Consider the following 21,041-nt stretch of genomic DNA (forward strand, 5'->3'; position numbering starts at 1 on the left):
GAAGTCTGGCGCCGATCATCATGAGCCGCTGGCGCGGCCGGTTCCTGCGCTGGGTCCCCGATCGCCTTCCACTGACGCTCCAGGCGTCCGGGAAAGGGCGCGCAACCGAACCGATCAAGCGGAGACCACGTGATCGCGGCGTCAGACGAGTGCGACCAGGCCAAGGAGCGCGGCGGCCTCCGCGCATTGCTGGCAGGCGCCGACGAGATCGCCGGTATGGCCGCCGATCTTCGCGCGGCCCAGCGCCGTGAGGGCGAGGGCGGTGACCGCGGCGAGGACGAGCATCAGCACGACGCCGGGAGCGGGCAGTCCCATCGCCCAGGCGAGAAGGGCGAGGGTCAGGCTCACCGTGCCCGCGACGGCGATCGTGCCGGGCTCCGGCGCGCCGACCGCCGCGGCGGCACCGTCCGGGCGCGCCGGCGCGAGCAGGACGAGCGGCGCCAGCCCCGCCAGGCGCGAGAGGATCGCGGCCAGCACCAGGGCGAGGGCGGCACCCGCGCCGATCCGGTCGAGCAGCGTCGCGAGGGCGCCGATGCGCAGGGCCAGGATCAGGACGAGGGCGACGCCGCCATAGCTGCCGATGCGGCTGTCGCGCATGATCTCGAGGCGGCGCTCGCGGGTCGCGCCGCCCCAGAAGCCGTCGGCGACGTCGGCGAGGCCATCCTCGTGCAGCGCGCCCGTCGCGAGGATCCCGGCCGCCACGGCCAGCGTCGCGGCGAGGAACGGGCCGAGGCCCAGGCTCCAGGCGCCGATGAGCACCAGGCCTGCGGGCAGGGCGAGGATCAGCCCGGCGAGCGGCAGCATCCGCGGCGCCCGGCGGAAATCCGGCACCCGGTGCGGATCTGCCTCCCCGGGCAGGCGCGGCACGGGCAGGCGGGAGTAGAAGCGCAGGCAGGCGGCGAGATCGTAGGCGAGCCCGGCGCCCGGAAAGGCCGGCTCGCCCGCATCCTCGAAACCGTGTCGCATCGCGCTTCGCCTTCACCCGTCGGTCCCGGACCGTTATAGCTCCCCAGCGCCGGCCGCCATCCGGAGCGCCCCTCCAACGAGCACGAGCCGCGATGACCGACGAGAGCCCCTTCGCGGATATCCGCGGCCTGCTTGCGACCATGCCGGGACCGGACCGCGAGGCGGCCGCGATGGTGCGGGCGCGCGACGCGACCCTGACGAAGCCCGCCGGCGCGCTCGGACGGCTGGAGCACCTCGTCGAGTGGCTGGCCGCCTGGCAGGGCAAGGGGCAGCCCGGCCTCGACCGGCCGCTCGTCTGCGTCTTCGCCGGCAGCCATGGCGTCGCGGCGCGGGGCGTCTCGGCCTACCCCCCGGAAGTGAACCGCCAGATGCTCGACAATTTCGCGGCCGGCGGCGCGGCGATCAACCAGATCTGCGCCGCCTACGGCCTCGGCTTCAAGGTCTTCGACCTCGCCATCGACCTGCCGACCGGCGACATCTGCACCGGCCCCGCCTTCTCGGAGAAGGATTGCGTGGCGACCATGGCCTTCGGCATGGAGGCGGTGGCCGCGGGCACCGACTGCCTCGGCGTCGGCGAGATGGGCATCGGCAACACCACCATCGCGGCGGCGATCTACGCCGCCCTCTACGGCAGCGAGGCCGCGCAATGGGTCGGGCGCGGCACCGGCCTGGACGAGGCCGGCATCGGCCGCAAGGTCGCGGCGGTCGAGGCGGCGCTCGCCCATCACGCCGGACATCTCGACGATCCGCTGGAGATCCTGGCGCGGCTCGGCGGGCGCGAGGTCGCGGCGATGGCGGGCGCGATCCTGGCCGCCCGACTCCAGCGCATCCCCGTCGTCCTCGACGGCTACGTCGCGACCGCCGCGGCGGCCGTGCTGCACGCCCTCGACCCTTCCGCCCTCGACCATTGCCTGGCCGGCCACGTCTCGGCCGAGGGCGCCCATGCCGAGGTGCTCGAACGCCTCGGCCTCGTGCCGCTCCTGGCGCTGGGCCTCAGGCTCGGCGAGGCCTCCGGCGCCGCGCTCGCCATCGGCCTCCTCAAGGGCGCGCTCGCCTGCCACCGGGACATGGCGACCTTCGCGCAGGCGGGAGTGTCTGGGCCGTCGGCTGCCTGAGGAGCGGCTCCGGCCTCACGCCGCCCGGGCCGTCGCGCCTCGCCTGTCGGTGATCAGGGGTGTCTCGGGCTCGAGGTCCATCGCCGGCAGCGTGTCCATGACACGGCTCGCCGGGAAGGTGACGATGACCTCCGTGCCCTCGCGGGGCTTGGAGCGCAGCTCGAAATGGCCGCCGTGGAGGTCGACGAGCCCCTTCACGATCGGCAGGCCGAGGCCCGAGCCCTGCTCGGCGGTCTTGATGGCGAGCGAGCCGCGGCCGAACGAGGACATCACGGTGCCGAGCTCGTCCTCCGGGATGCCCGGCCCGCTGTCCTTGACGGCGACGTACTGCCCGCCCGAGCTCGTCCAGCCGACCTTGATGGTGATCTCGCCGCCCGGGGGCGTGAACTTGACCGCGTTCGAGAGCAGGTTGAGCACGATCTGCCGGAGCGCCCGCTCGTCCGCCCAGAGGCGGGGCAGGCTGTCGTCGACGAGCTCGTGGAAGCTGTGGCCCTTGCTGCGTGCCCGGAGCGCGACCATGTGGCGGCACTCGTCGACGGCGTGGGCGAGGTGGACCGCCTCCTCGCTGAGCTCGTAGCGCCCGGCCTCGATTCGGGACAAATCGAGGATCTCGTTGATCAGGTTGAGGAGGTGCATCCCGCTGTCGTGGATGTCGGTGGCGTATTCGCCATAGGACGGGGCCGCGTGCGGGCCAAAGACCTCGTTCTTCATCACCTCGGAGAAGCCGAGGATGGCGTTCAGCGGGGTGCGCAGCTCGTGGCTCATGGTCGCGAGGAAGCGAGACTTGGCGAGGTTGGCCTCCTCGGCCCGGCGGCGGGCCTCGTCGGAATTGATCTTGGCCTGTTCGAGTTCGCCGAAGATCGCGTCCTTCTCGGCCTGCGACTGCAGCGCACCGAGGGTCGAGGCGTAGACCCGGCGGGCGAGCCCCATGAAGAAGACCTGCGAGCCGATGACCATCGTGACGAGGATCACGGTGTCCATGTCATGCGAGAAGACGAGGAGCGACCCGGCGGCGAGGGTGAGGGGAATCATCGCGGCCATCGCCGCGCCGGGCAGGGTCGCGGCCATCATCGTCGCGACGGCCGCCACGATGACGAGGCCGAACAGGACGAAGGTCCGGGCGCTCGGCGCGCCGATCAGGATCATCATGGCCCAGGAGCTGCTCTGCAGGACCTCGGCGGCCATGAACAGGCGTCGCCAGGCGCGCACGGGGACGGCGTCGGCGTCCTGGTTCAGGAAGCGCCGCGACAGGGCCATGGAGAGCAACGCCGCGGCAACGAGGCACAGCGCCCAGGTCGCGGCGATGACGGGCGACACCCAGAAGGCCGAGGCGCCGGCGACCGCCAGGCCGAGCAGGGCCTGGGGCAGGCCGGAACCGGAGCGGTACTCGGCGTAGATCCGAATCAGTTCGTAGTCGAAGGCGCGTTCCAGGCCGCTCGTCGAGGTCAGTTTCTCGCGCACCGAGCGCACGCCGCGCGCGACCTCGCGACGCCGCGCCACCTCCTCCGAGGATGGCCCACGCCCGCGTTGAACCATCTCCGCCGTCAGATCGGACATCACCGTCTTGCGAAATGCGCGAGGAACGCCTTGCCGAACGGCCGCGGACGGGCCGCGACGCGACGGGATCAGACTGCGCCGGATGTGTTAAGAAGGGCCTGCCGGAATCGGCTGGATTTTCGCGATCTCCCGCGCGCTTCGCCGCGGGCGGGGCACGGCCTGCACATCGTATCCACGTGCGCTCGCGCACATGTTGCGGGCACGCCGCAGTCTAGCGTCGCTACAATCTAGCGGATTCGACGAACGTCACGGTGGGAGGCCCCGATGCTGAAACTGACCGTCAACGGCGTCGCCCATGAGGTCGAGGCCGATCCGGACACGCCGCTCCTCTGGGTGCTGCGCGATCACCTCGACAAGACCGGCACCAAGTACGGCTGCGGCATCGCGCAATGCGGCGCCTGCACGGTACATCTCGACGGCCAGGCCGTCCGCTCCTGCCAGACCCGGATCGGCGATGTCGGCGAGGCCAAGGTGACGACGATCGAGGGCGTGTCGGGCCGGGTCGCCGAGGCGGTGCAGACCGCCTGGCGCGGTCTCGACGTCGTCCAGTGCGGTTATTGCCAGTCCGGGCAGATCATGTCCGCGATCGGCCTGCTCTCGACGACGCCGAAGCCCACCGATGCCGACATAAACGGCGCGATGGACGGCAATGTCTGCCGCTGCGGCACCTACCAGCGCATCCGTGCGGCGATCCACGAGGCCGCGCGCTCCCTCGCCTGACGTCGCCCCAAGATCCTTCCACGCGCCCAGCGGGAGCCCGCCATGCTGAAGCTTCACGACCTGCCCGCCGCGCCGGCGCCCTCCCGCCGCGCCTTCCTCGGCGGAACCGCCGCCGCGATCGTGATCGGGTTCAGCGTCGGGTCGGGCAAGTCCCTCCGCGCCGCGCCGCTGCCCGACCTCTCGGGCGTCCCGGCCAAGCCCAATGCCTTCGTGCGGATCGCGTCCGACGACACCGTCACGGTGATCATCAAGCATCTCGACATGGGCCAGGGCAACACGACGGGCCTCGCCACCATCCTGGCCGACGAGCTCGACGCGGATTGGTCGCGCGTGCGCACCGCCTTCGCGCCGGCCGACGCCAACCTCTACGCCAACGCGCTGATGGGTCCGATCCAGGGCACCGGCGGCTCGACGGCGATCGCCAATTCCTGGTTCCAGCTCCGCAAGACGGGCGCGGCCGCCCGCGCCATGCTGGTCTCGGCCGCCGCCGATCGCTGGAAGGTGCCGGCCTCGGAGATCACCGTCGAGGCGGGGGTGGTCCGTCATGCCGCCTCGAACCGGCAGGCCCGGTTCGGCGAGCTCGCCGAGGCCGCCGCCGCCCTGCCCGTGCCCGCCGAGCCCAAGCTCAAGGATCCGAGCCAGTGGCGCCTCATCGGCACCAAGGTGGCGCGCGTCGATTCCGCCGCGAAGACCGACGGCACCGCGATCTACTCCCTCGACATCCGCCGCCCGGGCCAGGTGATGGCGGTGGTCGCCCATTCGCCGCGCTTCGGCGGCACCGTCGGACGCGTCGACGACAAGGCCGCCCGCGCCGTGCCGGGCGTCCTCGACGTGGTCACCATCCCGACCGGCGTCGCGGTGATCGCCAAGGACACGTGGTCGGCGATGAAGGGCCGCGAGGCGCTCGTCGTCGCCTGGGACGATGCCGGCGCGGAGACGCGCTCCTCCGATGCCATCCTCGCCGAGTACCGCGAGACGGCCAAGCGCCCCGGTCTCGTCGCCTCGACCAAGGGCGACGCCGCGGGTGCGATCAAGGGCGCGGCCAAGGTGCTCGAGGCCGAGTTCAGCTTCCCCTACCTCGCCCACGCCTCGATGGAGCCGCTCAACGCCACGATCGAGCGGGCGGCCGACGGCAGCTACGACGTCTTCGCCGGCTGTCAGCTCCAGACCGTCGAGCAGGCCGTGATCGCCGCTCATCTCGGCGTCACGACGGACAAGGTCCGCCTGCACACGCAATGGGCCGGCGGCTCCTTCGGACGGCGCGCGACTCCGGGCGCGGATTACCTCGCGGAGGCCGCGAGCATCATGCGGGCGACGGGCGGCAAGGCCCCGGTCCACCTCGTCTGGACCCGCGAGGACGACATGGCCGGCGGCTATTACCGCCCGACCGTCTATCACAAGCTCAAGGCCGGCCTCGACGCGAAGGGCGCCATCACCGGCTGGACCCACACGATGGTGGGCAAGTCGATCCTGATCGGGTCGCCCTTCGAGGCGATGATGGTCAAGAACGGCATCGACTCGACCACCGTCGAGGGCGCCTCGGACACGCCCTACGCGCTGCCCGCCTATCACTTCGAGGTCCATAACGGGCGCGAGGGCGTGCCCGTGCTGTGGTGGCGCTCGGTCGGCCACACCCATACCGCCCATGCGATGGAGGTCTTCATCGACGAGCTGGCGCACGCGGCTGGCGCCGATCCCGTCGCCTTCCGGCTCGGGCTGCTCGGCGGGGCGCCGCGGCTCTCCGGCGTTCTCAAGCTCGCCGCGGAGAAGGCGGGCTGGGGGGCGGCCAAGGACGGCTTCGGCAAGGGCCGCGGCCTCGGCGTGTCGGCGCATGAATCCTTCGGCTCCTACGTGGCCATGGTGGCCGACGTCAGCGCGGAAGAGGCCAAGGTGAAGGTGAACCGGATCGTCGCGGCCGTCGATGTCGGCATCGCAGTCAATCCGGACGTGATCCGCGCCCAGGTCGAGGGGGCCGTCGGATTCGCCCTGTCCTCGGTGCTGCGCAACCGCATCACGCTGAAGGGCGGCGTCGTGCAGGAGCGCAACTTCGACACCTACGAGCCGACCCGCATGAGCGAGATGCCCGTCGTCGAGGTCCACATCATGCCCTCCACCACCGCGCCGACCGGCATCGGCGAGCCCGGCGTCCCGGTGCTCGCGCCGGCCGTCTCGAACGCGATCTTCGCTGCGACGGGCCAGCGCCTCCGCTCGCTGCCGCTCGACCTCAGCGGGCTGCGGGGGGTGTAGCGCCGCTGGCCCTCCGGGACGGATGGCGTGCTCGGAAGATTGTGCGGGACTGAGCGCGGTCGATGCCGTCAGGCGACGCGCTCGATCACGCCATGTATCGCATAGCCGGCAAAACGCTGCCTGGCCTGCGTGTGGAAGCGGAGGCTCGCGGCGATCTCCCCCATCACGGCGGGCAAGGCGGGGCGCGGCATCACCGAGAACGCCGCCAGCCAGCGGTTGAGCACGGCGCGGAACGGCGCCGGAAGGCCCGCCTGGTCCCCGAAATCCAAGACGTGGAGCGCGCCGCCGGGCGCGAGGTGCTCAGCCGCCTCGCGCAGCACCGCCTGCCAGGGAGGGATCATCGACAGGGCGTAGGAGATCACGATGCGGTCGAAGGCGGCGCGGCCGAACAGAGTCTCCGCGTCGAAGCCCGTCGCATCGGCCTGGGCAAGCCGGATGCGATCGCAGAGGCTGGCACGGGTGACGGAGGCTGCAGCCGTCTCCAGCATCGCCGCGGAGACGTCGAGGCCGTAGCAAGCGGCCTCCGGATAGGTCTTCGCGATGCGAACGAGGTTGCGGCCGGTGCCGCAGCCGATCTCGAGCACGCTGCCGCCGGCAGGAAGCGCGAGGTCGGCGATCAGGGCGTCGCGCCCGAGCAGGTAGAACTTGCGGCTGGCGTCGTAGATGTGGCGCTGGTGCCGGTACATCCGGTCCATCGCCCGCGCCGCCTCGCTCACGGGGCGCGCCGGTAGAGGTGGAAGGCGCCGTAGATCGAGGAGCGGTCGCGCTCGCCCAGCGCGCGGCTCTCCTCGGCGGCGTAGATCCAGGCGTCGAGGAGCGACGGGGGCACGCGGCCGGGCAGGCGGCGCTCGTTCGCGGCGGTCCGGAAGATCACGCGGGCACCGGGCCGGGCGGTGCGGGTGATCTGGGTCCAGAGGGCGGTGAGGTCCGCGTCGTTCATCCAGTCCTGCGCGTCGAGGAGGACGAAGGCGTCGACGCTGCCCTCGGGGCTGTCCTTGAGGAAGGCGGTCATGGATTGCTGGCGGTAGCTCACGCGGTCGGCCCGCGCGCGGATCGCCGCGAAGTTCCTGGGCTGGAGATAGGGCGGGAGGGACGCGTCCGGCGCGGGCTCGTAGCGGCGCCCGAAGGCCTGCCAGGCGAAGTAGTTCGACTTGATCTCGAAGCCGCAGGCGAGGCGCTCCAGCCGATGGCGCAGCACCGCCGCCATGCCGCCGGGCCCGTCGCCGGCGAGCGCGCGATACTGCGCCGGGGGGATGCCGAGGCCGTAGAGGGAGGCCGGCTGCCGGATCAGCCAGCGCACGAAGGGCTTGTCGAACAGGGGCGCGAGGTTCGTCTCGAACAGCGCCCGCTGCTCGGCCAGCGAACGGGCCTTGAGGATGGCGCCGAGGTCGTGGCCGTAGCGGCGGGCGAGCCAGTGCCCGGCGCCGATGAAGCGCCCGAGCAGGCCGTGCCGATAGAAATTCTCGGCGAAGGCCTCGATCCGGCGACGGCCGTTGTAGCGGCGCGCCTCCCAATAGGCCCGCGTGACGGGGTCGAGGCCCGGCCCGACGAGGCGGTCATAGGCCTGGACATTGGCGGCGCTGTCGCTTCCGCCGAAGAAGCGGAAATAGGCCTCCTGGTCGGGCAGCAGCCGCAGGGCGGCGAGCTTCAGCCGCCCGAGCGCGATATGGGCGCCGTTGAGGTCGACGGCGCTGATCCTGGCCGGGTTCGCGGTCAGGTAGGAGAGCACGTTGCAGCTTCCCGAGGCGATCGCCACGACGTGGTCGTCGGGCCCGAGCCGCAGGGCCTCCATGTCGACCACCGGGTCTTCCCAGATCTGCGGGTAGACCAGCCCGCTGAAGGCGGCCGTGAACAGGCGTTCGAGCAGCCCGGCGCGCGAGAGCGGCCGGCTGCGGTGGACGGCATCGATGAGGCCGAGACTCGTCTCGCGGCGGATCGCCCGTGCTGCGCGCGTCATTCCAGGGTCTTCGCCGGCTGATCAAGGAAGGTTCGACCCGCGCCGTTACGCGATCCGCATGAAGCTCCGGTGACGGCCGGCCACCCGCGCGCAAGGAGTCTCCTCTCCTGGCGGTCGAGGAAAGAGGTTTGGCGCTGTCCGCGTCCCTTCGCGGGGCAGAATGCCGCTCACGGACGCGCCTCGCGGTCCCCGCGCGCAGACCCCATTTCCGACGGAGCATGCCACCCGCGACCCCCTTCGACGCGACGGCGCGGGCGCTGCGCGCCTGCCGCCTCTGCCGCGACGCGCCGCTCTACGGAGCGCCCCTGCCGCAGGAACCGCGTCCGATCATCCAGGGCAGCGCCGGCGCGCGGCTCTGCATCGCGAGCCAGGCGCCGGGGACGCGGGCGCATCGCAGCGGCATCCCCTTCATGGACCCGTCCGGCATTCGCCTGCGCGCCTGGCTCGGGCTCGACGGGCCGGACTTCTACGACGCGTCCCGGGTCGCGATCGTGCCCATGGGCGCCTGCTTTCCCGGCCTCGACGCCAAGGGCGGGGACAAGCCGCCGCGGCGCGAATGCGCGGAGCGCTGGCGCGCGGAGGTGTTTTCCGGGCTGCCCGATCTCGACCTGATCCTGGTCATCGGCCAGTACGCGCAGGGCTGGCACCTCGGGCGCGGGGAGGGCGGGCTCACCGGCACGGTGGCGCGGTGGCGCGAGATCCTTTCCGAAGCCCGGCGCCCGCGGGTGCTGCCCCTGCCGCATCCCTCCTGGCGCAACAACGGCTGGCTCAAGGCCAATCCCTGGTTCGAGGCGGAGTTGCTGCCGGTGCTCAAGGCGGAGGTCGCCCGGGTGATGGCCCCGCGTTGACAGCGCCGCCGCCGCGGTATTTCCGTCCGGCTCACCTTCGGAGGGCCCGATGACCGAGATCGACGACCCGCGCGACCGCCTCATCGTCGCCCTCGACGTGGCAAGCGTCGCCGAGGCGGAAGCCCTGGTCGAGCGGATCGGCGACGCGGCGACCTTCTACAAGGTCGGCTATCGCCTCGCCTATGCCGGCGGTCTCGAACTCGTGCCGCGCCTGGCGCGGGCGGGTCTCAAGGTCTTCCTCGACCTGAAGCTCCACGACATCGGCAACACCGTGGAGGAGGGCGTGCGGGCGATCACGGATCTCGGCGCCACCTTCCTCACCGTGCACGCCTATCCGCAGACGATGCGGGCGGCGGTCCGGGGCCGGGGCCGCGACGGCCCGAGGCTTCTCGCCGTGACGGTGCTGACCTCCTACGACGAGGCCGACGCCCGCGAGGCCGGCTACGCCTTGAGCGTTGCCGATCTCGTGGCGCGCCGGGCCGCCCAGGCGGCGGAGGCGGGCATCGACGGCGTCGTCTGCAGCGCGGCGGAGGCGACGTCCGTGCGAGGGATCGTCGGCGCCGAGCGGCTGATCGTGACGCCGGGCATCCGTCCGGCCGGCAGCGGGACCAGCGACCAGAAGCGGGTGATGACGCCGGGCGAGGCCCGCGCCGCCGGCATCGACCACGTCGTGGTCGGACGTCCGATCACCGGCTCCGCCGATCCGCGCGCGGTGGCGCGGGCGATCGTGGCGGAGCTGGCCTGACCTCAGGTCAGGCCTCCGGTGCGCGAAGGGCCCGGAGCAGGAACGCGATCATGGCCTCGATCGGCGGACCCGGCATGTTGGGGTATTGGCTCACCAGCCCCGGGTGGCAGTAGCGGAGGATCGCCGCCTGAACGCAGAGGGCCGCGACCTCGGGGTCGGCGACGCCGAACTCGCCGCTGCGCACGCCCTCGCCCACGACGCGCACGAGGACCGCGCTGATCCGGGCGACATGGTGCTGGCAGGCCTCCCAGCTCTCCGTCATGGCCGCCTCCACGATCTCGTGCATGCGCGGATTCTGGCGGCAGCGCTCGACGCAGTCGTGGTGAAGGGCCCGCACGATCTCGCCGACGCGGTCGGAGGCGCTGAGCCCCGGGGCCTCGGCGATGCCGGCGATCAGGATTTCGATGTCGCGGGTGATGCGCTCGACCACCGCCTCGTTGATCGCCTTCTTGGAATCGAAGAATCGATAGACGTTGGCCGGGCTCATCCTGAGCGCCTTGGCGATGTCCGACACGGTGGTCTTCTGGTAGCCGATCTCACGGAAGAAGCGCTCCGCCGTCGCCAGGATGCGGCATCGGGTGGTCGGTGCCGGTTCCTCCGTCGGGAGTGAGTCCGCGAGCGCGTCGTTCATCATTCAGGAAAACTACGTTGCGCGGCCCCCAGCGTCAAAATTCTGCAACATCCCGGCTCGGCGACAGGATTGGCCCGGCCGGCGGCGACGGAACCAGGCGGCACGCGCGCGCTTCCTGAAGGATCGGCACCGGCCTCGGCCGGGCTCACCCACGACCATGACGGGTCCCGAGATCATGAAGCTTCAAGGCCGAAAAGCCCTCGTCACCGGCGCGGATTCGGGCATCGGGCGCGCTATCGCCGAACTTTTCGCTGCCGAGGGCGCGGATGTCGCGATCACCTACCACAGCGACGAGGCCGGCGCGGCCGAGACCGCCCGCCTGATCGAAGGGGCGGGGCGCAAGGCCCTGGTCATCCAGAACGACGTCGGCGACCCCGCCTCCGTCGCCGCGACCTTCGCGCGGGTGGCCGAGGAACTCGGCGTGCTCGACATCCTCGTCAACAACGCCGGCCAGGGCATGAGCGACATGGAGGTCGCCGAGATGGAGGATTCCAAGCTGGAGCAGATCCTGCGGGTGAACCTGATGGGCCCACTGTTCTGCTGCCGCGCCTTCATCAAGCTGCGGCGGGCCGAGGGCGGGAGAGGCCGGATCGTGACGATCTCCTCCGTCGCCCAGCACCTGCCGACGCCCGGCAGCGCTCCCTACGGCATGTCGAAGGCCGGCATCGGCTCGCTGACGCGCAGCCTGGCGCGGGAGCTCGCGAAGGACAAGATCAACGTCAACAACGTCGCGCCCGGGCTGATTCAGACTCCGATGACGCAAGCGCGCTTCGACGAGCCGGGAAAGATCGAGCCATCGCTGGAGAAGATCCCCTGGCACCGGGCCGGTCAACCCGACGAGATCGCCAAGGTCGCCCTGTTCCTCGCCTCCGACGACGCGGACTACGTCACCGGCCAGACCTGGGTGGTCGATGGCGGCTTGACGATGCAGTGGGGCGGGGCCTGAAACCTAGGAGCGCACTTTCGTTCCTTTCACGTGCTGATTACAGGGCAATACTGCAGATACGAAGGCTTAACCCAATCTTAGAATGCTCGGCCGTAGTCTTCGGCCATGCTTTTCCTCCGGCGCAATCGAATCCCCGACGCTCCGGCCGGCCCACAGCAGCCGGACCCCTCGCCCGTGGTTGCACCGCCGGACACGATAGCGCCGAGCGAGGTGCTCGACACGATCGAGACCGACGTCCGCACGGCCATCGAGGGGGTGGGCGGCTCGATCGCCGCCGCGCGCGCCGATGCCGGCGACATGCAGGCGGGTCTGGCAGGCATGCGCGGCCAGATCGGCGAGCTGACCCGGGCTGCCCAGGATGCGGCCGCGGCCAGCGCGGCCCTGGCCGAGCAGACGAGCCAGCTCTCGTCGGGGTCCGCCCGGATCTCCGCCGCGATGAGTGAGGCCGGCGGCCACCTCGATCGCGCCACCGATCTCGGCGCCGAGGCTCGAGCGCTGATCGCCGCCCTGGCCCAGGCCGGGAACGAAATCGCGGGGATCGTCGATTCGATCACGGCCGTGGCGAGCCAGACCAACCTGCTTGCCCTCAACGCGACCATCGAGGCCGCCCGCGCAGGCGAGGCGGGACGGGGCTTCGCCGTGGTCGCGAGCGAGGTGAAGGCGCTGTCGGTCCAGACGGCGCGCGCCGCCGAGGACGTTCGCTCCCGCGTCATGCGTCTGCGGGACGGAGCGCTCTCCTCCGGCGCGGCGATCGAGGCGGTCGCTGGCGCGATCGACTCCGTCCGGCCCGCCTTCGGGACGGTCCGGGACATCGCCGAGGCGCAGGCCGGCACGGTCGCCGGGCTCGTCGACGAGGCGGTGCGGACGTCGAGCCTCGTCTCGACCGTGACGAGCGATGCAGTGGCCGTCACCGCCGCAAGCCACCAGCTCGACGCGCAGACCCAGGCCCTCCAGGTGACCGCCGCGCAGGCGGCCGAGCAGGCCTCGGGCCTCGGCCGCCGCTTCGTCGCCGTGATGCGCCAGAGCGAGATCGGCGACCGCCGTCGCTTCGACCGCCTGCCCATCGACCTGCCGGTTCAATGGGGCGAGGGGCGGGGCACGCGCACGATCGACCTGAGCGAGGGCGGGCTGCTCCTGGCATCGCCAGAGGGCGAGCCGATCGCCGTCGGGGCGAGCCTGAACCTCGAAATGCCGGGCATCGGCACCGTGCCGGTGGTCGTCGTGAACACCCGCCCGATGGGCCTGCATTGCGCCTTCCGCCCGACGGAGCCCGAGACGCGCGAACGCCTGATGGCGACCCTCGCGCAGGTCCAGGCGGAGCACGCGCCGCTGATCGCGAGGGCGCAGTCGGTCGCGGCCCGCGTGCAGACCCTGATGGAGGCGGAGCTCGCGGCCGGACGGTTGACCGAGGTCAGCCTGTTCGATGCGGACTACATCCTCATCCCGGGCTCGAACCCGGCGCAGTACCGGACGCGGTCGGTCGACCTCCTCGCCGGGCTGCTCTCGCCGGTGCTGGAACCCGAACTGGCGCAGGACGGGCGGATGCTGTTCTGCATCGTCACCGATCGGAACGGATTCCTGCCGATGCACAACCTGCGCTACGCGCAGCCCCAGCGCCCCGACGATCCCGTCTGGAACAACGCCCATTCGCGCCACCAGCGCATCTTCGACGATCGCACCGGGATCACCGCCGCGCGCGCGACCCGCCCGGCCACCGTGCAATCCTACCGGCGCGAGGTCGGCAGCGAGACCTACATCGTGCGCGAGGTCGATGCTCCGATCCGCATCCTCGACCGCCATTGGGGCGCCTGCCGGACCGCCTACCGGTTCTAGGTCTTGCTCCGCGATGGCATCGTCGCGGATGCGGACGTGCTCCGCTTGGGGACGGCGATGGGCGTCTTGCGCGCTGCTGTCGCCTTTCCGACCGTAACCATGCTACATCCTGAGGCATCCCGCCCGAGGCCGATCCGCGTTGAGGGTGTGTGGAGTGCCCCTGCGGCCGCTCGACCCTTCGTTCCGAGCCGGCCACTCGCCGCCAGATCCGCCTCTTCGAAGACGGAACAGGCCGTCGCGTCCGACGCGCGACGCTGTGCGGACAGGCCAGGGCGCATCGAGGAAGGAACGCGATGAGCGACGAGACCGACGCCCGGACCCGATCCGAGGAGCGCGCGGAGCGCGCCGAACGGATGGCCAAGGAGGGCGCGCAGGCGATGGCCGAGCATCTGGCTTCGGTGAAGGCGGTGGACGAGCGGACGGTGAAGCTGCGGGCGCTGCGGCTCGCCAAGGAGGCGGCCGACGCCGAGGCGAAGGCAGCGGCCCCGCCGCCGGCGCCCAAGCGCAAGCGCTCCTGAGGGGCGCGAGGGAGAGCGAGATGGCATTCGACCGGACACGCCGCACCAGCGACCCGCGCCAGGCGGCCGAGGCCGCCTTCAAGGCCGCCACCACGAAGCCCGTCGAGGCTCAACCGGCCCCGGTCGCCGCGCCCGCGGCACCTGCGGCGCCCGGCGCCCGCGAGATGGTGACCCTGCGCATCGACCGGGCCGTGCTGGAGCATTTCCAGAAGGACGGTCCCGGCTGGCAGGACCGCCTCAACGCCGCGCTCAAGGCCGCGACGGGGCTCTGATCGTCATCCGAAGCCCGCCCGCTTCAGCCGCATGATGGTGCGGTCGAGCGCACCCAGATAGGCCGAGCGGTCGCGGGCCGAGAAGGGCTTCGGGCCGCCGGTGATCGCGCCGGCCTCGCGCAGATCCTGCATCAGGTTGCGCGTCGCCAGCGCCAGGCCGATGCCGCTCTCGCTGAAGGGCTTGCCGGTGGGCGCGAGCACCTCCGCCCCCGCCTTCACGCAGCGGCTCGCAAGCGGCACGTCGGCGGTGATGACGACGGCACCGCGCGCGGCCCGCTCGGCGATCCAATCATCGGCCGCATCGAAGCCGTCGCTGACCACGACGCGCTCGATCCAGGGCTCGCGCGGCAGGTTCATGAAGCTGTTGGCGACGACATAGACGTGCAGGCCGTGGCGGGCGGCGACGCGGTAGGTCTCGTCCTTCACCGGGCAGGCGTCGGCGTCGACGTAGATGACGATCGGTCCCGTCATCGCGCCCCGGCCGCGACGCGCGCCGGCCCAGGGTCCTGATGTGCCGATGCCTCGGCCTGCAGCGGCCCGGAAGCCGATGCCGCCCCGCGCTCAAGGGTCGAGACGCTGAGCGGCTGGCCGCGTCCGCGCAGCGCGTGGGCGCCGAGCGAGCGGGCCGCGATCCCGGGCGGAAGACCGGGCAGGCGGGCGAGGAGGTCGTCGGAGATCAGGATCTCCGTGCCGAGCGGGCGGCAGAGCGCCTCGATCCGCGCCGTGACGTTCACGGCATCGCCGAAATAGGCGATCTTGTGCCGGTCGATCCCGACTTCGGCCGTGACGACGGCGCCGCCGTGCAGGGCGGCGCGCAGGCGGGGCACCGTGCCGAAGCGGGCGCGCCAGGTCTCGGCCTCCGCCTCGATCCGGTCGAGCACGTCGAAGACGCAGGTGACGCAGCGGCCCTTCTTGAGACCCCGCTCCATCGGCCAGGTGATCATCGCCATGTCGCCGATATAGTCGTCGGTCGAGCCGAGATTGCGCCGCACCGGCTCGGCGAGCGCCGCGAAGATCGCGCTGAGATAGGCCTGGGCCTTGAGGTCGCCGTGGGTCTCGGCGAAGGCGGTGGAGCCGACGACGTCGAGGAACAGGAAGATCCGCTCCTCGCGCACCGGCCGGTGATAGCGCCCGACCAGGAAGTTGACGAAGACCTCGCCGCCGATGAGGTCGCGCATCCGCACCACGAAGACGAGGATTGCCGAGACGGCGAGCGAATAGGCGAGCACGCGCGGCGTGATCCACATCGCCTCGAGGAGCGTGTCCGGCGTGAGCCCCAGCGCGCAGACGATGGCGCCGCCGAGCGCGATGCCGAGGCAGATCATCACGACGTAGGCGAGCTCGGCCGCGGGCACGTAGATCATGGCCGGCAGGCGGCGCATCCGCGCCTGCAGGCCCGTCAGGATCAGCCCGCGGTCGAAGGCGAGCGCGATGCTGCCCACGGCGAGCCCGTAGATGAGCCCGGCGAGCGGCGTGGCGCCGCCCGCGAAGAGCAGGTTGTAGAGCAACCCGGCCCCGCCGCAGGCGACGAGCATGATCGCCCAGAACCATCCGTGCTGCGGCAGCATCAGGCGCGGCCTCTGCAATGCCGCGGACTGGCGGCGCACGGGGGGAACAGGGCGATGCGCACGGATGCCCTCTCGGGACGGCTCCCCGCGGCGCCGGACGCGCCTCGCTTGCGGAGCAGACCACGTGCTCAATGCCGCATGATGGCGCGAGTAAGGCCAGGAATGCCGATGGCACGCGAATCGCTGCGGCGAAGCCGCTGTCAAATCGCAAATCGTGCTGCGGCGTCGCGCCGACCTTGCCAGGGTGCCGCAAAGGACGCCACACTCCCCCCACAAGCCTCGGCACGAAGGGGGCATGAATTCAGGACATCGACGCATGACTCATGGCGCTGCGCCGGCCACGACCCTCGACGACGGCATCGTCGCCACCGCCGAGGCCTGCCTCGACACGGTGGGCCAGGCGCGCGAGGCGATCCATACGGTGATCTTCGGTCAGGAGCGGGTGGTCGACCTTGCCCTGATCACGATCCTGGCCGGCGGCCACGGCCTGCTCGTCGGCCTGCCGGGGCTCGCCAAGACCAAGCTCGTGGAGACGCTGGGCACGGTGCTCGGCCTCGATGCCCGGCGCGTCCAGTTCACGCCGGACCTGATGCCGTCCGACATCCTCGGCACCGAGATCCTCGACGAGGATGCCGACCGCCATCGCTCGTTCCGCTTCGTGAAGGGCCCGATCTTCACGCAGCTCCTGATGGCCGACGAGATCAACCGGGCGAGCCCGCGCACGCAATCGGCGCTGCTGCAGGCGATGCAGGAGCACTTCGTCTCGGTGGCCGGCGAGCGCCACGACCTGCCGCGTCCCTTTCACGTTCTGGCGACCCAGAACCCGATCGAGCAGGAGGGCACCTATCCGCTCCCCGAGGCGCAGCTCGACCGCTTCCTCCTCGAGATCGACGTCGGCTATCCCGACCGCGCCGCCGAGCGCCGCATCCTCATCGAGACGACCGGCGTCGACGAGCACAGGCCGCAGGCGGTGATGTCGACGGACGCCCTGCTGACCGCGCAGCGGCTGGTGCGCCGCCTGCCCGTCGGCGACAGCGTCGTCGACGCCATCCTCGACCTCGTCCGCTCGGCGCGGCCGGAGGGGGGCGATCCGTCCCTCAAGGGCAAGCTCCTGTGGGGGCCGGGCCCTCGCGCCAGCCAGGCGCTGACGCTGGCCGTGCGCGCCCGCGCGCTGATCGAGGGGCGCGTCGCTCCTTCGATCGCCGACGTGAAGGCGCTGGCCGAGCCGGTGCTCAAGCACCGCATGGCGCTGAGCTTCGGCGCGCGGGCCGACGGCGAGACCATCCCGGGGCTCATCGCCCAGCTCGCGGCGAAGCTCTGAGCCGATGGCAGCAGCGACGCGGGTTCTCGGCGCAGGAGAACGGACACCGGGCATACAGGAGACGGGGAGCGCCCTCTCGCTCGCCGAGCGCATGCCGCGCCTGATCCTGGAGGCTCGCCGCGTCTCGACGACCCTCGCGCACGGCCTGCACGGACGCCGCCGGGCCGGGCCGGGCGAAAGCTTCTGGCAGTTCCGGCCCTTCGTCACCGGCGAGGCCGCAGCCCGCATCGACTGGCGCCGCTCCGCCCGCGACGACCGGCTCTACGTCCGCGAGCGCGAGTGGGAGGCCGCCCACAACATCTGGTTCTGGATCGACCGCTCGGCCTCCATGGGCTTCGCCTCGAACCTCGCCCAGGCGCCCAAGGTGGAGCGCGCGCTCGTGCTCGGCCTCGCGCTCGCCGACGCCCTCGTGGAGGGGGGCGAGCGCACCGGTCTGCTCGGGCTGACGCGGGCGACCGCCTCAAGGCGGATCGTCGAGACCATGGCGCAGGCCCTCGTCGGCGATGGGGCCGGCCTCGAGGCGGACGCGCCGCCCCGCGCCACGACCGGGCGCTTCGACGAGGCGATCCTGATCAGCGACTTCCTGGTCCCCCTCGACGAGGTGCGGGCCTCGGTCGAGGCCATCGCCGGCAGCGGCACGCGGGGCCACCTCGTTGCCGTGGCCGACCCGGTCGAGGAGACCTTTCCCTTCGCGGGCCAGGCGGTCCTGCACGACCTTGAATCCGACCTCAGCGTGAACGTGGGCGACGCCGCCGCCTGGGGCGAGGCCTATCGGACGCGGATCGCCGCGCACCGCGACGGGCTTGCCGAGATCGCACGTGCCCGAGGCTGGACCCTGACGCTTCACCGCACCGACCGGCCGGCGAGCGAGGCGGCCCTGCGCCTGCTGACGCTGCTCGCCGCCGCGCGCGGCGGGATTTGAGGATCGCCCGGTGCTCGGATTGCCGCTCACCTTCGCCGCTCCCCTCGCGCTCGCGGCGCTCGTCGCCCTGCCGGCCCTGTGGTTCCTGCTGCGCGTGACGCCGCCGCGGCCGCGGCGGATCGACTTTCCGCCGCTGCGGATCGTGGCCGACCTGCTCGGAAAGCGCGACACGCCGGCCCGCACGCCGCCCTGGCTCCTGATCCTGCGCATCCTCGCCGCCGCCTGCCTCGTCCTCGCCGTCTCGGGGCCGGTCTGGAACCCGCTCGGGTTCGCCGGCGCCGCGGGGCGGACGCCGCTCCTCGTCATGGTCGATAACGGCTTCTCCGCCGCCCATGACTGGCGGGAGCGGCTGCGGGTGGCGACCGACGCGATCGAGGCCGCGGCCCGCGACGGGCGCCCCGTCGCGGTGCTCGCCACCGCCGAGCCGCCCGCCGCCTTCGAGGCGCGGACGCCGGCCGCCGCCCTGGAGCGCCTGCGGGCGATCGCCCCGCGCCCGCATCTCGGCGACCGGGACGCCCACCTGCCCACCCTCGCCAACTTCCTGGAACGCACGCCGTCGACCGCGATCGTCTGGGTCAGCGACGGCGTCGCGGGAAGCGGGGGCGGCAACTTCGCCGCCGCGCTCGCCGACCTCGTCGCGCGCCACGGCGCCTCGCTGACGATCCTGAGGGCCGATCAGCCCCCCGCGCTGGCGCTGACGGCCTCGGAAGCCGGGGGCCGCCTCGTCGCCAAGGTCTCGCGGGCCGCGCCGAACGGGCGCGACGCCGGTCTCGTGCGGGCCCTCGACCAGAAGGGCCTGCCCCTCGCCGAGCAGGACTTCGCGTTCAAGGACGGCGCGACGGAGACGGAGGTCGCCTTCGAGCTGCCCGTGGAGCTGCGCAACGGGATCGCGCGCCTGGAGATCGCGGCGGAGCGCTCGGCCGGCGCCGTCGCGCTGATGGACGAGCGGGCCAAGCGACGCCGGGTCGGCCTCGTCTTCGGCGGCACCAGCGACCAGGCCCAGCCGCTGCTGGCGCCGACCTACTACCTGTCGCGGGCGCTCGGGCCCTATGCCGACGTGCGCGAGCCGCGCGGCGCCAAGGGCGTCGCGGACTCGGTGGCGCAGATGCTGGACGGGCAGGTCTCCGTCCTCGTTCTCGCCGATGTCGGAGCGCTCGACGATCAGACCCTCTCCCGCGTCGGCAAGTTCGTCGACGAGGGCGGCCTGCTCCTGCGCTTCGCCGGGCCGCGGCTCGCCGCCGGCAACGACCCCCTGGTGCCGGTACGCCTGCGCCGCGGCGGCCGGACGCTGGGCGGCACCCTGTCCTGGGACAGCCCGAAGACGCTGGCCGCCTTCGCCCCCGAGAGCCCCTTCGCCGGGCTGACTCCGCCCGCCGATATCGGCGTGCGCCGGCAGATCCTGGCGGAGCCGGACGGCGACCTGCCCGGCCGGACGTGGGCCTCCCTGCAGGACGGCACGCCGATCGTCACCGCCGAGAAGCGGGGGCAGGGCCTCGTCGTGCTCTTCCACGTCACCGCCGACACCACCTGGTCGAACCTGCCGCTCTCGGGCCTGTTCATCGACATGCTACGCCGAGTCGTGGGGCTCGCCGGCACCACGACGCCGCCGGCCGCAGAGGCCGGCCTGCGCCCGGCCGCCACGGTCCTGGCGCCGCGCCTCACCCTCGACGGGTTCGGGGCGCTCGGCAGCCCCCCGGCCGGTGCCACGGCCGTGCCAGCCGACTACGCCGACCGCGCCACCCACGAGCATCCGCCCGGCTTCTACGGCCCCGCCGACGGCGGAGTCGCCATCAACGCCCTGAAGCACGGCGACCGCCTGGCACCCCTCGACGAGGCGGCGATCGCCGGCGCCCAGATCGGGGCGCTGACGGGCACGGAGACCCTCGATTTGCGCGCCGCTCTGTTCACGGGAGCGCTCGCGCTCCTGCTTCTCGACACGCTGGCGGGGCTCTGGCTCGGCGGCTTCCTCGCCCGCTCGGGCGGCCTCATCGGGCGGGCGCCCGCGCGGGCCGCCTTGATCGCCCTGGCCCTTCTCGGCGCGGGATACCTGGCGCCCAGACCGGCCACGGCCGCCGAGGGCGGGCGCGGCACGGCCTTCGATTCCGCGCTCGCCACGCGGCTCGCCTACGTGATCACCGGCGACGAGGCGGTGGACACGGCGAGCCGGGCCGGACTGTCGGGTCTCACCCAGATGCTGGCGAGCCGCACGGCGCTGGAGCCGGGCGAGCCGGCGGGCATCGATCCGGGCCGGGACGAGCTCGCCTTCCACCCGCTGATCTACTGGCCGATCGTCGCAGGGAGGCCGCAGCCGAGCGAGGCCGCGATCCGGCGGATCGACGCCTTCATGCGCAACGGCGGCACCGTCCTGTTCGACACCCGCGACGCGCTTACCGCGCGCCCCGGCGGCCCGCCCACGCCCGAGGCGGCCTACCTGCGCAAGATGCTCTCGACGCTGGAGGTGCCCGAGCTCGAGCCCGTCCCGGCCGACCACGTGCTGACCAAGGCCTTCTACCTCGTCGACAACTTCCCGGGTCGCTACGCCACCGGCCAGACCTGGGTCGAGACCCTGCCGCCGGCCGGCGAGGGCAACGAGCGGCGCCCGGCCCGTGCCGGCGACGGCGTCTCGCCGATCGTCATCACCGGCAACGACCTCGCCGCGGCCTGGGCGGTGGGCCGGCGCGGCGAGCCGCTCTATCCAGTGGTGGGCGGCGACCAGCGCCAGCGCGAGATGGCGTTTCGCGGCGGCATCAACCTCGTGATGTACACGCTGACGGGCAACTACAAGGCGGATCAGGTGCACGTGCCGGCGCTGCTGGAGCGGCTGGGGCAGTGAATTTCTTGATCCGTACATGTCCCGCGGCCCGAGCGGATCGCA

The 21,041-nt window shown here is 72.3% G+C and carries 19 protein-coding genes; 12 read left to right on the forward strand and 7 right to left on the reverse strand.

Annotated elements, in window-relative coordinates; all coding sequences use genetic code 11:
• Window positions 1-141: 141 nt before the first annotated feature.
• The gene (gene cobS, locus MFF55_RS21880) at window positions 142-966 is read right to left on the reverse strand and encodes an adenosylcobinamide-GDP ribazoletransferase (RefSeq protein WP_238246231.1); all 825 of its coding nucleotides are present in this window, start codon (window positions 964-966) and stop codon (window positions 142-144) included.
• Between the two features lie 92 nt (window positions 967-1,058).
• On the opposite strand from cobS, the gene cobT reads away from it, so the two are divergent.
• Window positions 1,059-2,081, forward strand: a complete 1,023-nt coding sequence (gene cobT, locus MFF55_RS21885) for a nicotinate-nucleotide--dimethylbenzimidazole phosphoribosyltransferase (RefSeq protein ID WP_238246232.1) — start codon at window positions 1,059-1,061, stop codon at window positions 2,079-2,081.
• 15 nt (window positions 2,082-2,096) lie between these two features.
• On the opposite strand, the gene MFF55_RS21890 is transcribed toward cobT, so the two are convergent.
• Window positions 2,097-3,638: a sensor histidine kinase gene (locus tag MFF55_RS21890; protein WP_238246233.1), complete on the reverse strand. Its 1,542-nt coding sequence runs from the start codon at window positions 3,636-3,638 to the stop codon at window positions 2,097-2,099.
• A gap of 264 nt (window positions 3,639-3,902) precedes the next feature.
• Here MFF55_RS21890 and MFF55_RS21895 point away from each other — a divergent pair, with 264 nt between their 5' ends.
• Both MFF55_RS21895 and MFF55_RS21900 read left to right on the forward strand, forming a co-directional pair.
• The gene (locus MFF55_RS21895; RefSeq protein WP_238246234.1) at window positions 3,903-4,358 is read left to right on the forward strand and encodes a (2Fe-2S)-binding protein; all 456 of its coding nucleotides are present in this window, start codon (window positions 3,903-3,905) and stop codon (window positions 4,356-4,358) included.
• A gap of 42 nt (window positions 4,359-4,400) precedes the next feature.
• Entirely contained in the window at window positions 4,401-6,605 is a 2,205-nt protein-coding gene (locus MFF55_RS21900) for a xanthine dehydrogenase family protein molybdopterin-binding subunit (protein ID WP_238246235.1), read from the forward strand.
• A 68-nt stretch (window positions 6,606-6,673) separates the two neighbouring features.
• Here the strand turns inward: MFF55_RS21900 and MFF55_RS21905 are convergent, their stop codons facing one another.
• On the reverse strand, window positions 6,674-7,291 hold the full coding sequence (locus MFF55_RS21905; protein WP_373874853.1) for a class I SAM-dependent methyltransferase: 618 nt from the start codon (window positions 7,289-7,291) through the stop codon (window positions 6,674-6,676).
• 26 nt (window positions 7,292-7,317) lie between these two features.
• Window positions 7,318-8,562, reverse strand: coding sequence for a BtaA family protein (locus MFF55_RS21910; RefSeq protein ID WP_238246237.1), 1,245 nt, complete (start codon window positions 8,560-8,562; stop codon window positions 7,318-7,320).
• A 218-nt stretch (window positions 8,563-8,780) separates the two neighbouring features.
• Between MFF55_RS21910 and MFF55_RS21915 the strand changes: the two genes are divergently transcribed.
• Window positions 8,781-9,410 carry a uracil-DNA glycosylase family protein gene (locus tag MFF55_RS21915; protein WP_238246238.1) on the forward strand — a complete coding sequence of 210 codons (630 nt, stop codon included), beginning with the start codon at window positions 8,781-8,783 and terminating at the stop codon, window positions 9,408-9,410.
• Window positions 9,411-9,459: 49 nt separating this feature from the next.
• Window positions 9,460-10,155 carry an orotidine-5'-phosphate decarboxylase gene (gene pyrF / locus MFF55_RS21920; RefSeq protein ID WP_238246239.1) on the forward strand — a complete coding sequence of 232 codons (696 nt, stop codon included), beginning with the start codon at window positions 9,460-9,462 and terminating at the stop codon, window positions 10,153-10,155.
• A gap of 7 nt (window positions 10,156-10,162) precedes the next feature.
• On the opposite strand, the gene MFF55_RS21925 is transcribed toward pyrF, so the two are convergent.
• Complete coding sequence (locus MFF55_RS21925; RefSeq protein WP_238246266.1) at window positions 10,163-10,786, reverse strand: TetR/AcrR family transcriptional regulator; 624 nt, start codon at window positions 10,784-10,786, stop codon at window positions 10,163-10,165.
• Window positions 10,787-10,961: 175 nt separating this feature from the next.
• On the opposite strand from MFF55_RS21925, the gene MFF55_RS21930 reads away from it, so the two are divergent.
• The 4 genes from MFF55_RS21930 (at window position 10,962) to MFF55_RS21945 (ending at window position 14,355) form a co-directional block, all read left to right on the forward strand.
• Window positions 10,962-11,732, forward strand: a complete 771-nt coding sequence (locus MFF55_RS21930; RefSeq protein ID WP_238246240.1) for an SDR family NAD(P)-dependent oxidoreductase — start codon at window positions 10,962-10,964, stop codon at window positions 11,730-11,732.
• Between the two features lie 174 nt (window positions 11,733-11,906).
• Window positions 11,907-13,565, forward strand: a complete 1,659-nt coding sequence (locus tag MFF55_RS21935) for a methyl-accepting chemotaxis protein (protein WP_238246241.1) — start codon at window positions 11,907-11,909, stop codon at window positions 13,563-13,565.
• A gap of 293 nt (window positions 13,566-13,858) precedes the next feature.
• A complete protein-coding gene (locus MFF55_RS21940) occupies window positions 13,859-14,083 on the forward strand; it encodes a hypothetical protein (protein ID WP_055956977.1) in 225 nt (74 codons plus the stop codon).
• A gap of 20 nt (window positions 14,084-14,103) precedes the next feature.
• Window positions 14,104-14,355: a BrnA antitoxin family protein gene (locus MFF55_RS21945; protein ID WP_238246242.1), complete on the forward strand. Its 252-nt coding sequence runs from the start codon at window positions 14,104-14,106 to the stop codon at window positions 14,353-14,355.
• Window positions 14,356-14,358: 3 nt separating this feature from the next.
• Here the strand turns inward: MFF55_RS21945 and MFF55_RS21950 are convergent, their stop codons facing one another.
• Complete coding sequence (locus MFF55_RS21950; RefSeq protein ID WP_238246243.1) at window positions 14,359-14,826, reverse strand: YaiI/YqxD family protein; 468 nt, start codon at window positions 14,824-14,826, stop codon at window positions 14,359-14,361.
• The gene (locus MFF55_RS21955; protein WP_238246244.1) at window positions 14,823-15,923 is read right to left on the reverse strand and encodes an adenylate/guanylate cyclase domain-containing protein; all 1,101 of its coding nucleotides are present in this window, start codon (window positions 15,921-15,923) and stop codon (window positions 14,823-14,825) included. The genes MFF55_RS21950 and MFF55_RS21955 overlap by 4 nt, the downstream gene beginning before the upstream one ends.
• Before the next feature lie 316 nt (window positions 15,924-16,239).
• Between MFF55_RS21955 and MFF55_RS21960 the strand changes: the two genes are divergently transcribed.
• From MFF55_RS21960 to MFF55_RS21970, 3 genes are read left to right on the forward strand one after another with little or no spacing between them, the layout of a single operon-like run.
• Window positions 16,240-17,244 carry an AAA family ATPase gene (locus MFF55_RS21960; protein ID WP_238246245.1) on the forward strand — a complete coding sequence of 335 codons (1,005 nt, stop codon included), beginning with the start codon at window positions 16,240-16,242 and terminating at the stop codon, window positions 17,242-17,244.
• Between the two features lie 4 nt (window positions 17,245-17,248).
• The gene (locus MFF55_RS21965; RefSeq protein ID WP_238246246.1) at window positions 17,249-18,166 is read left to right on the forward strand and encodes a DUF58 domain-containing protein; all 918 of its coding nucleotides are present in this window, start codon (window positions 17,249-17,251) and stop codon (window positions 18,164-18,166) included.
• Between the two features lie 10 nt (window positions 18,167-18,176).
• A complete protein-coding gene (locus MFF55_RS21970; RefSeq protein ID WP_238246247.1) occupies window positions 18,177-20,999 on the forward strand; it encodes a DUF4159 domain-containing protein in 2,823 nt (940 codons plus the stop codon).
• Window positions 21,000-21,041: the final 42 nt, after the last annotated feature.

It is taken from the genome of Methylobacterium iners (assembly GCF_022179305.1).
Lineage (GTDB): Bacteria > Pseudomonadota > Alphaproteobacteria > Rhizobiales > Beijerinckiaceae > Methylobacterium > Methylobacterium iners.

Excerpts from the sequence above, each read along its gene's own strand:
- cobS (WP_238246231.1), bottom strand. The coding sequence starts at position 966 with ATGCGACACGGTTTCGAGGATGCGGGCGAGCCGGCCTTTCCGGGCGCC.
- cobT (WP_238246232.1), top strand. The coding sequence starts at position 1,059 with ATGACCGACGAGAGCCCCTTCGCGGATATCCGCGGCCTGCTTGCGACC.
- MFF55_RS21890 (WP_238246233.1), bottom strand. The coding sequence starts at position 3,638 with ATGTCCGATCTGACGGCGGAGATGGTTCAACGCGGGCGTGGGCCATCC.
- MFF55_RS21895 (WP_238246234.1), top strand. The coding sequence starts at position 3,903 with ATGCTGAAACTGACCGTCAACGGCGTCGCCCATGAGGTCGAGGCCGAT.
- MFF55_RS21900 (WP_238246235.1), top strand. The coding sequence starts at position 4,401 with ATGCTGAAGCTTCACGACCTGCCCGCCGCGCCGGCGCCCTCCCGCCGC.
- MFF55_RS21905 (WP_373874853.1), bottom strand. The coding sequence starts at position 7,291 with ATGTACCGGCACCAGCGCCACATCTACGACGCCAGCCGCAAGTTCTAC.
- MFF55_RS21910 (WP_238246237.1), bottom strand. The coding sequence starts at position 8,562 with ATGACGCGCGCAGCACGGGCGATCCGCCGCGAGACGAGTCTCGGCCTC.
- MFF55_RS21915 (WP_238246238.1), top strand. The coding sequence starts at position 8,781 with ATGCCACCCGCGACCCCCTTCGACGCGACGGCGCGGGCGCTGCGCGCC.
- pyrF (WP_238246239.1), top strand. The coding sequence starts at position 9,460 with ATGACCGAGATCGACGACCCGCGCGACCGCCTCATCGTCGCCCTCGAC.
- MFF55_RS21925 (WP_238246266.1), bottom strand. The coding sequence starts at position 10,786 with ATGAACGACGCGCTCGCGGACTCACTCCCGACGGAGGAACCGGCACCG.
- MFF55_RS21930 (WP_238246240.1), top strand. The coding sequence starts at position 10,962 with ATGAAGCTTCAAGGCCGAAAAGCCCTCGTCACCGGCGCGGATTCGGGC.
- MFF55_RS21940 (WP_055956977.1), top strand. The coding sequence starts at position 13,859 with ATGAGCGACGAGACCGACGCCCGGACCCGATCCGAGGAGCGCGCGGAG.
- MFF55_RS21945 (WP_238246242.1), top strand. The coding sequence starts at position 14,104 with ATGGCATTCGACCGGACACGCCGCACCAGCGACCCGCGCCAGGCGGCC.
- MFF55_RS21950 (WP_238246243.1), bottom strand. The coding sequence starts at position 14,826 with ATGACGGGACCGATCGTCATCTACGTCGACGCCGACGCCTGCCCGGTG.
- MFF55_RS21955 (WP_238246244.1), bottom strand. The coding sequence starts at position 15,923 with ATGCTGCCGCAGCACGGATGGTTCTGGGCGATCATGCTCGTCGCCTGC.
- MFF55_RS21960 (WP_238246245.1), top strand. The coding sequence starts at position 16,240 with ATGACTCATGGCGCTGCGCCGGCCACGACCCTCGACGACGGCATCGTC.
- MFF55_RS21965 (WP_238246246.1), top strand. The coding sequence starts at position 17,249 with ATGGCAGCAGCGACGCGGGTTCTCGGCGCAGGAGAACGGACACCGGGC.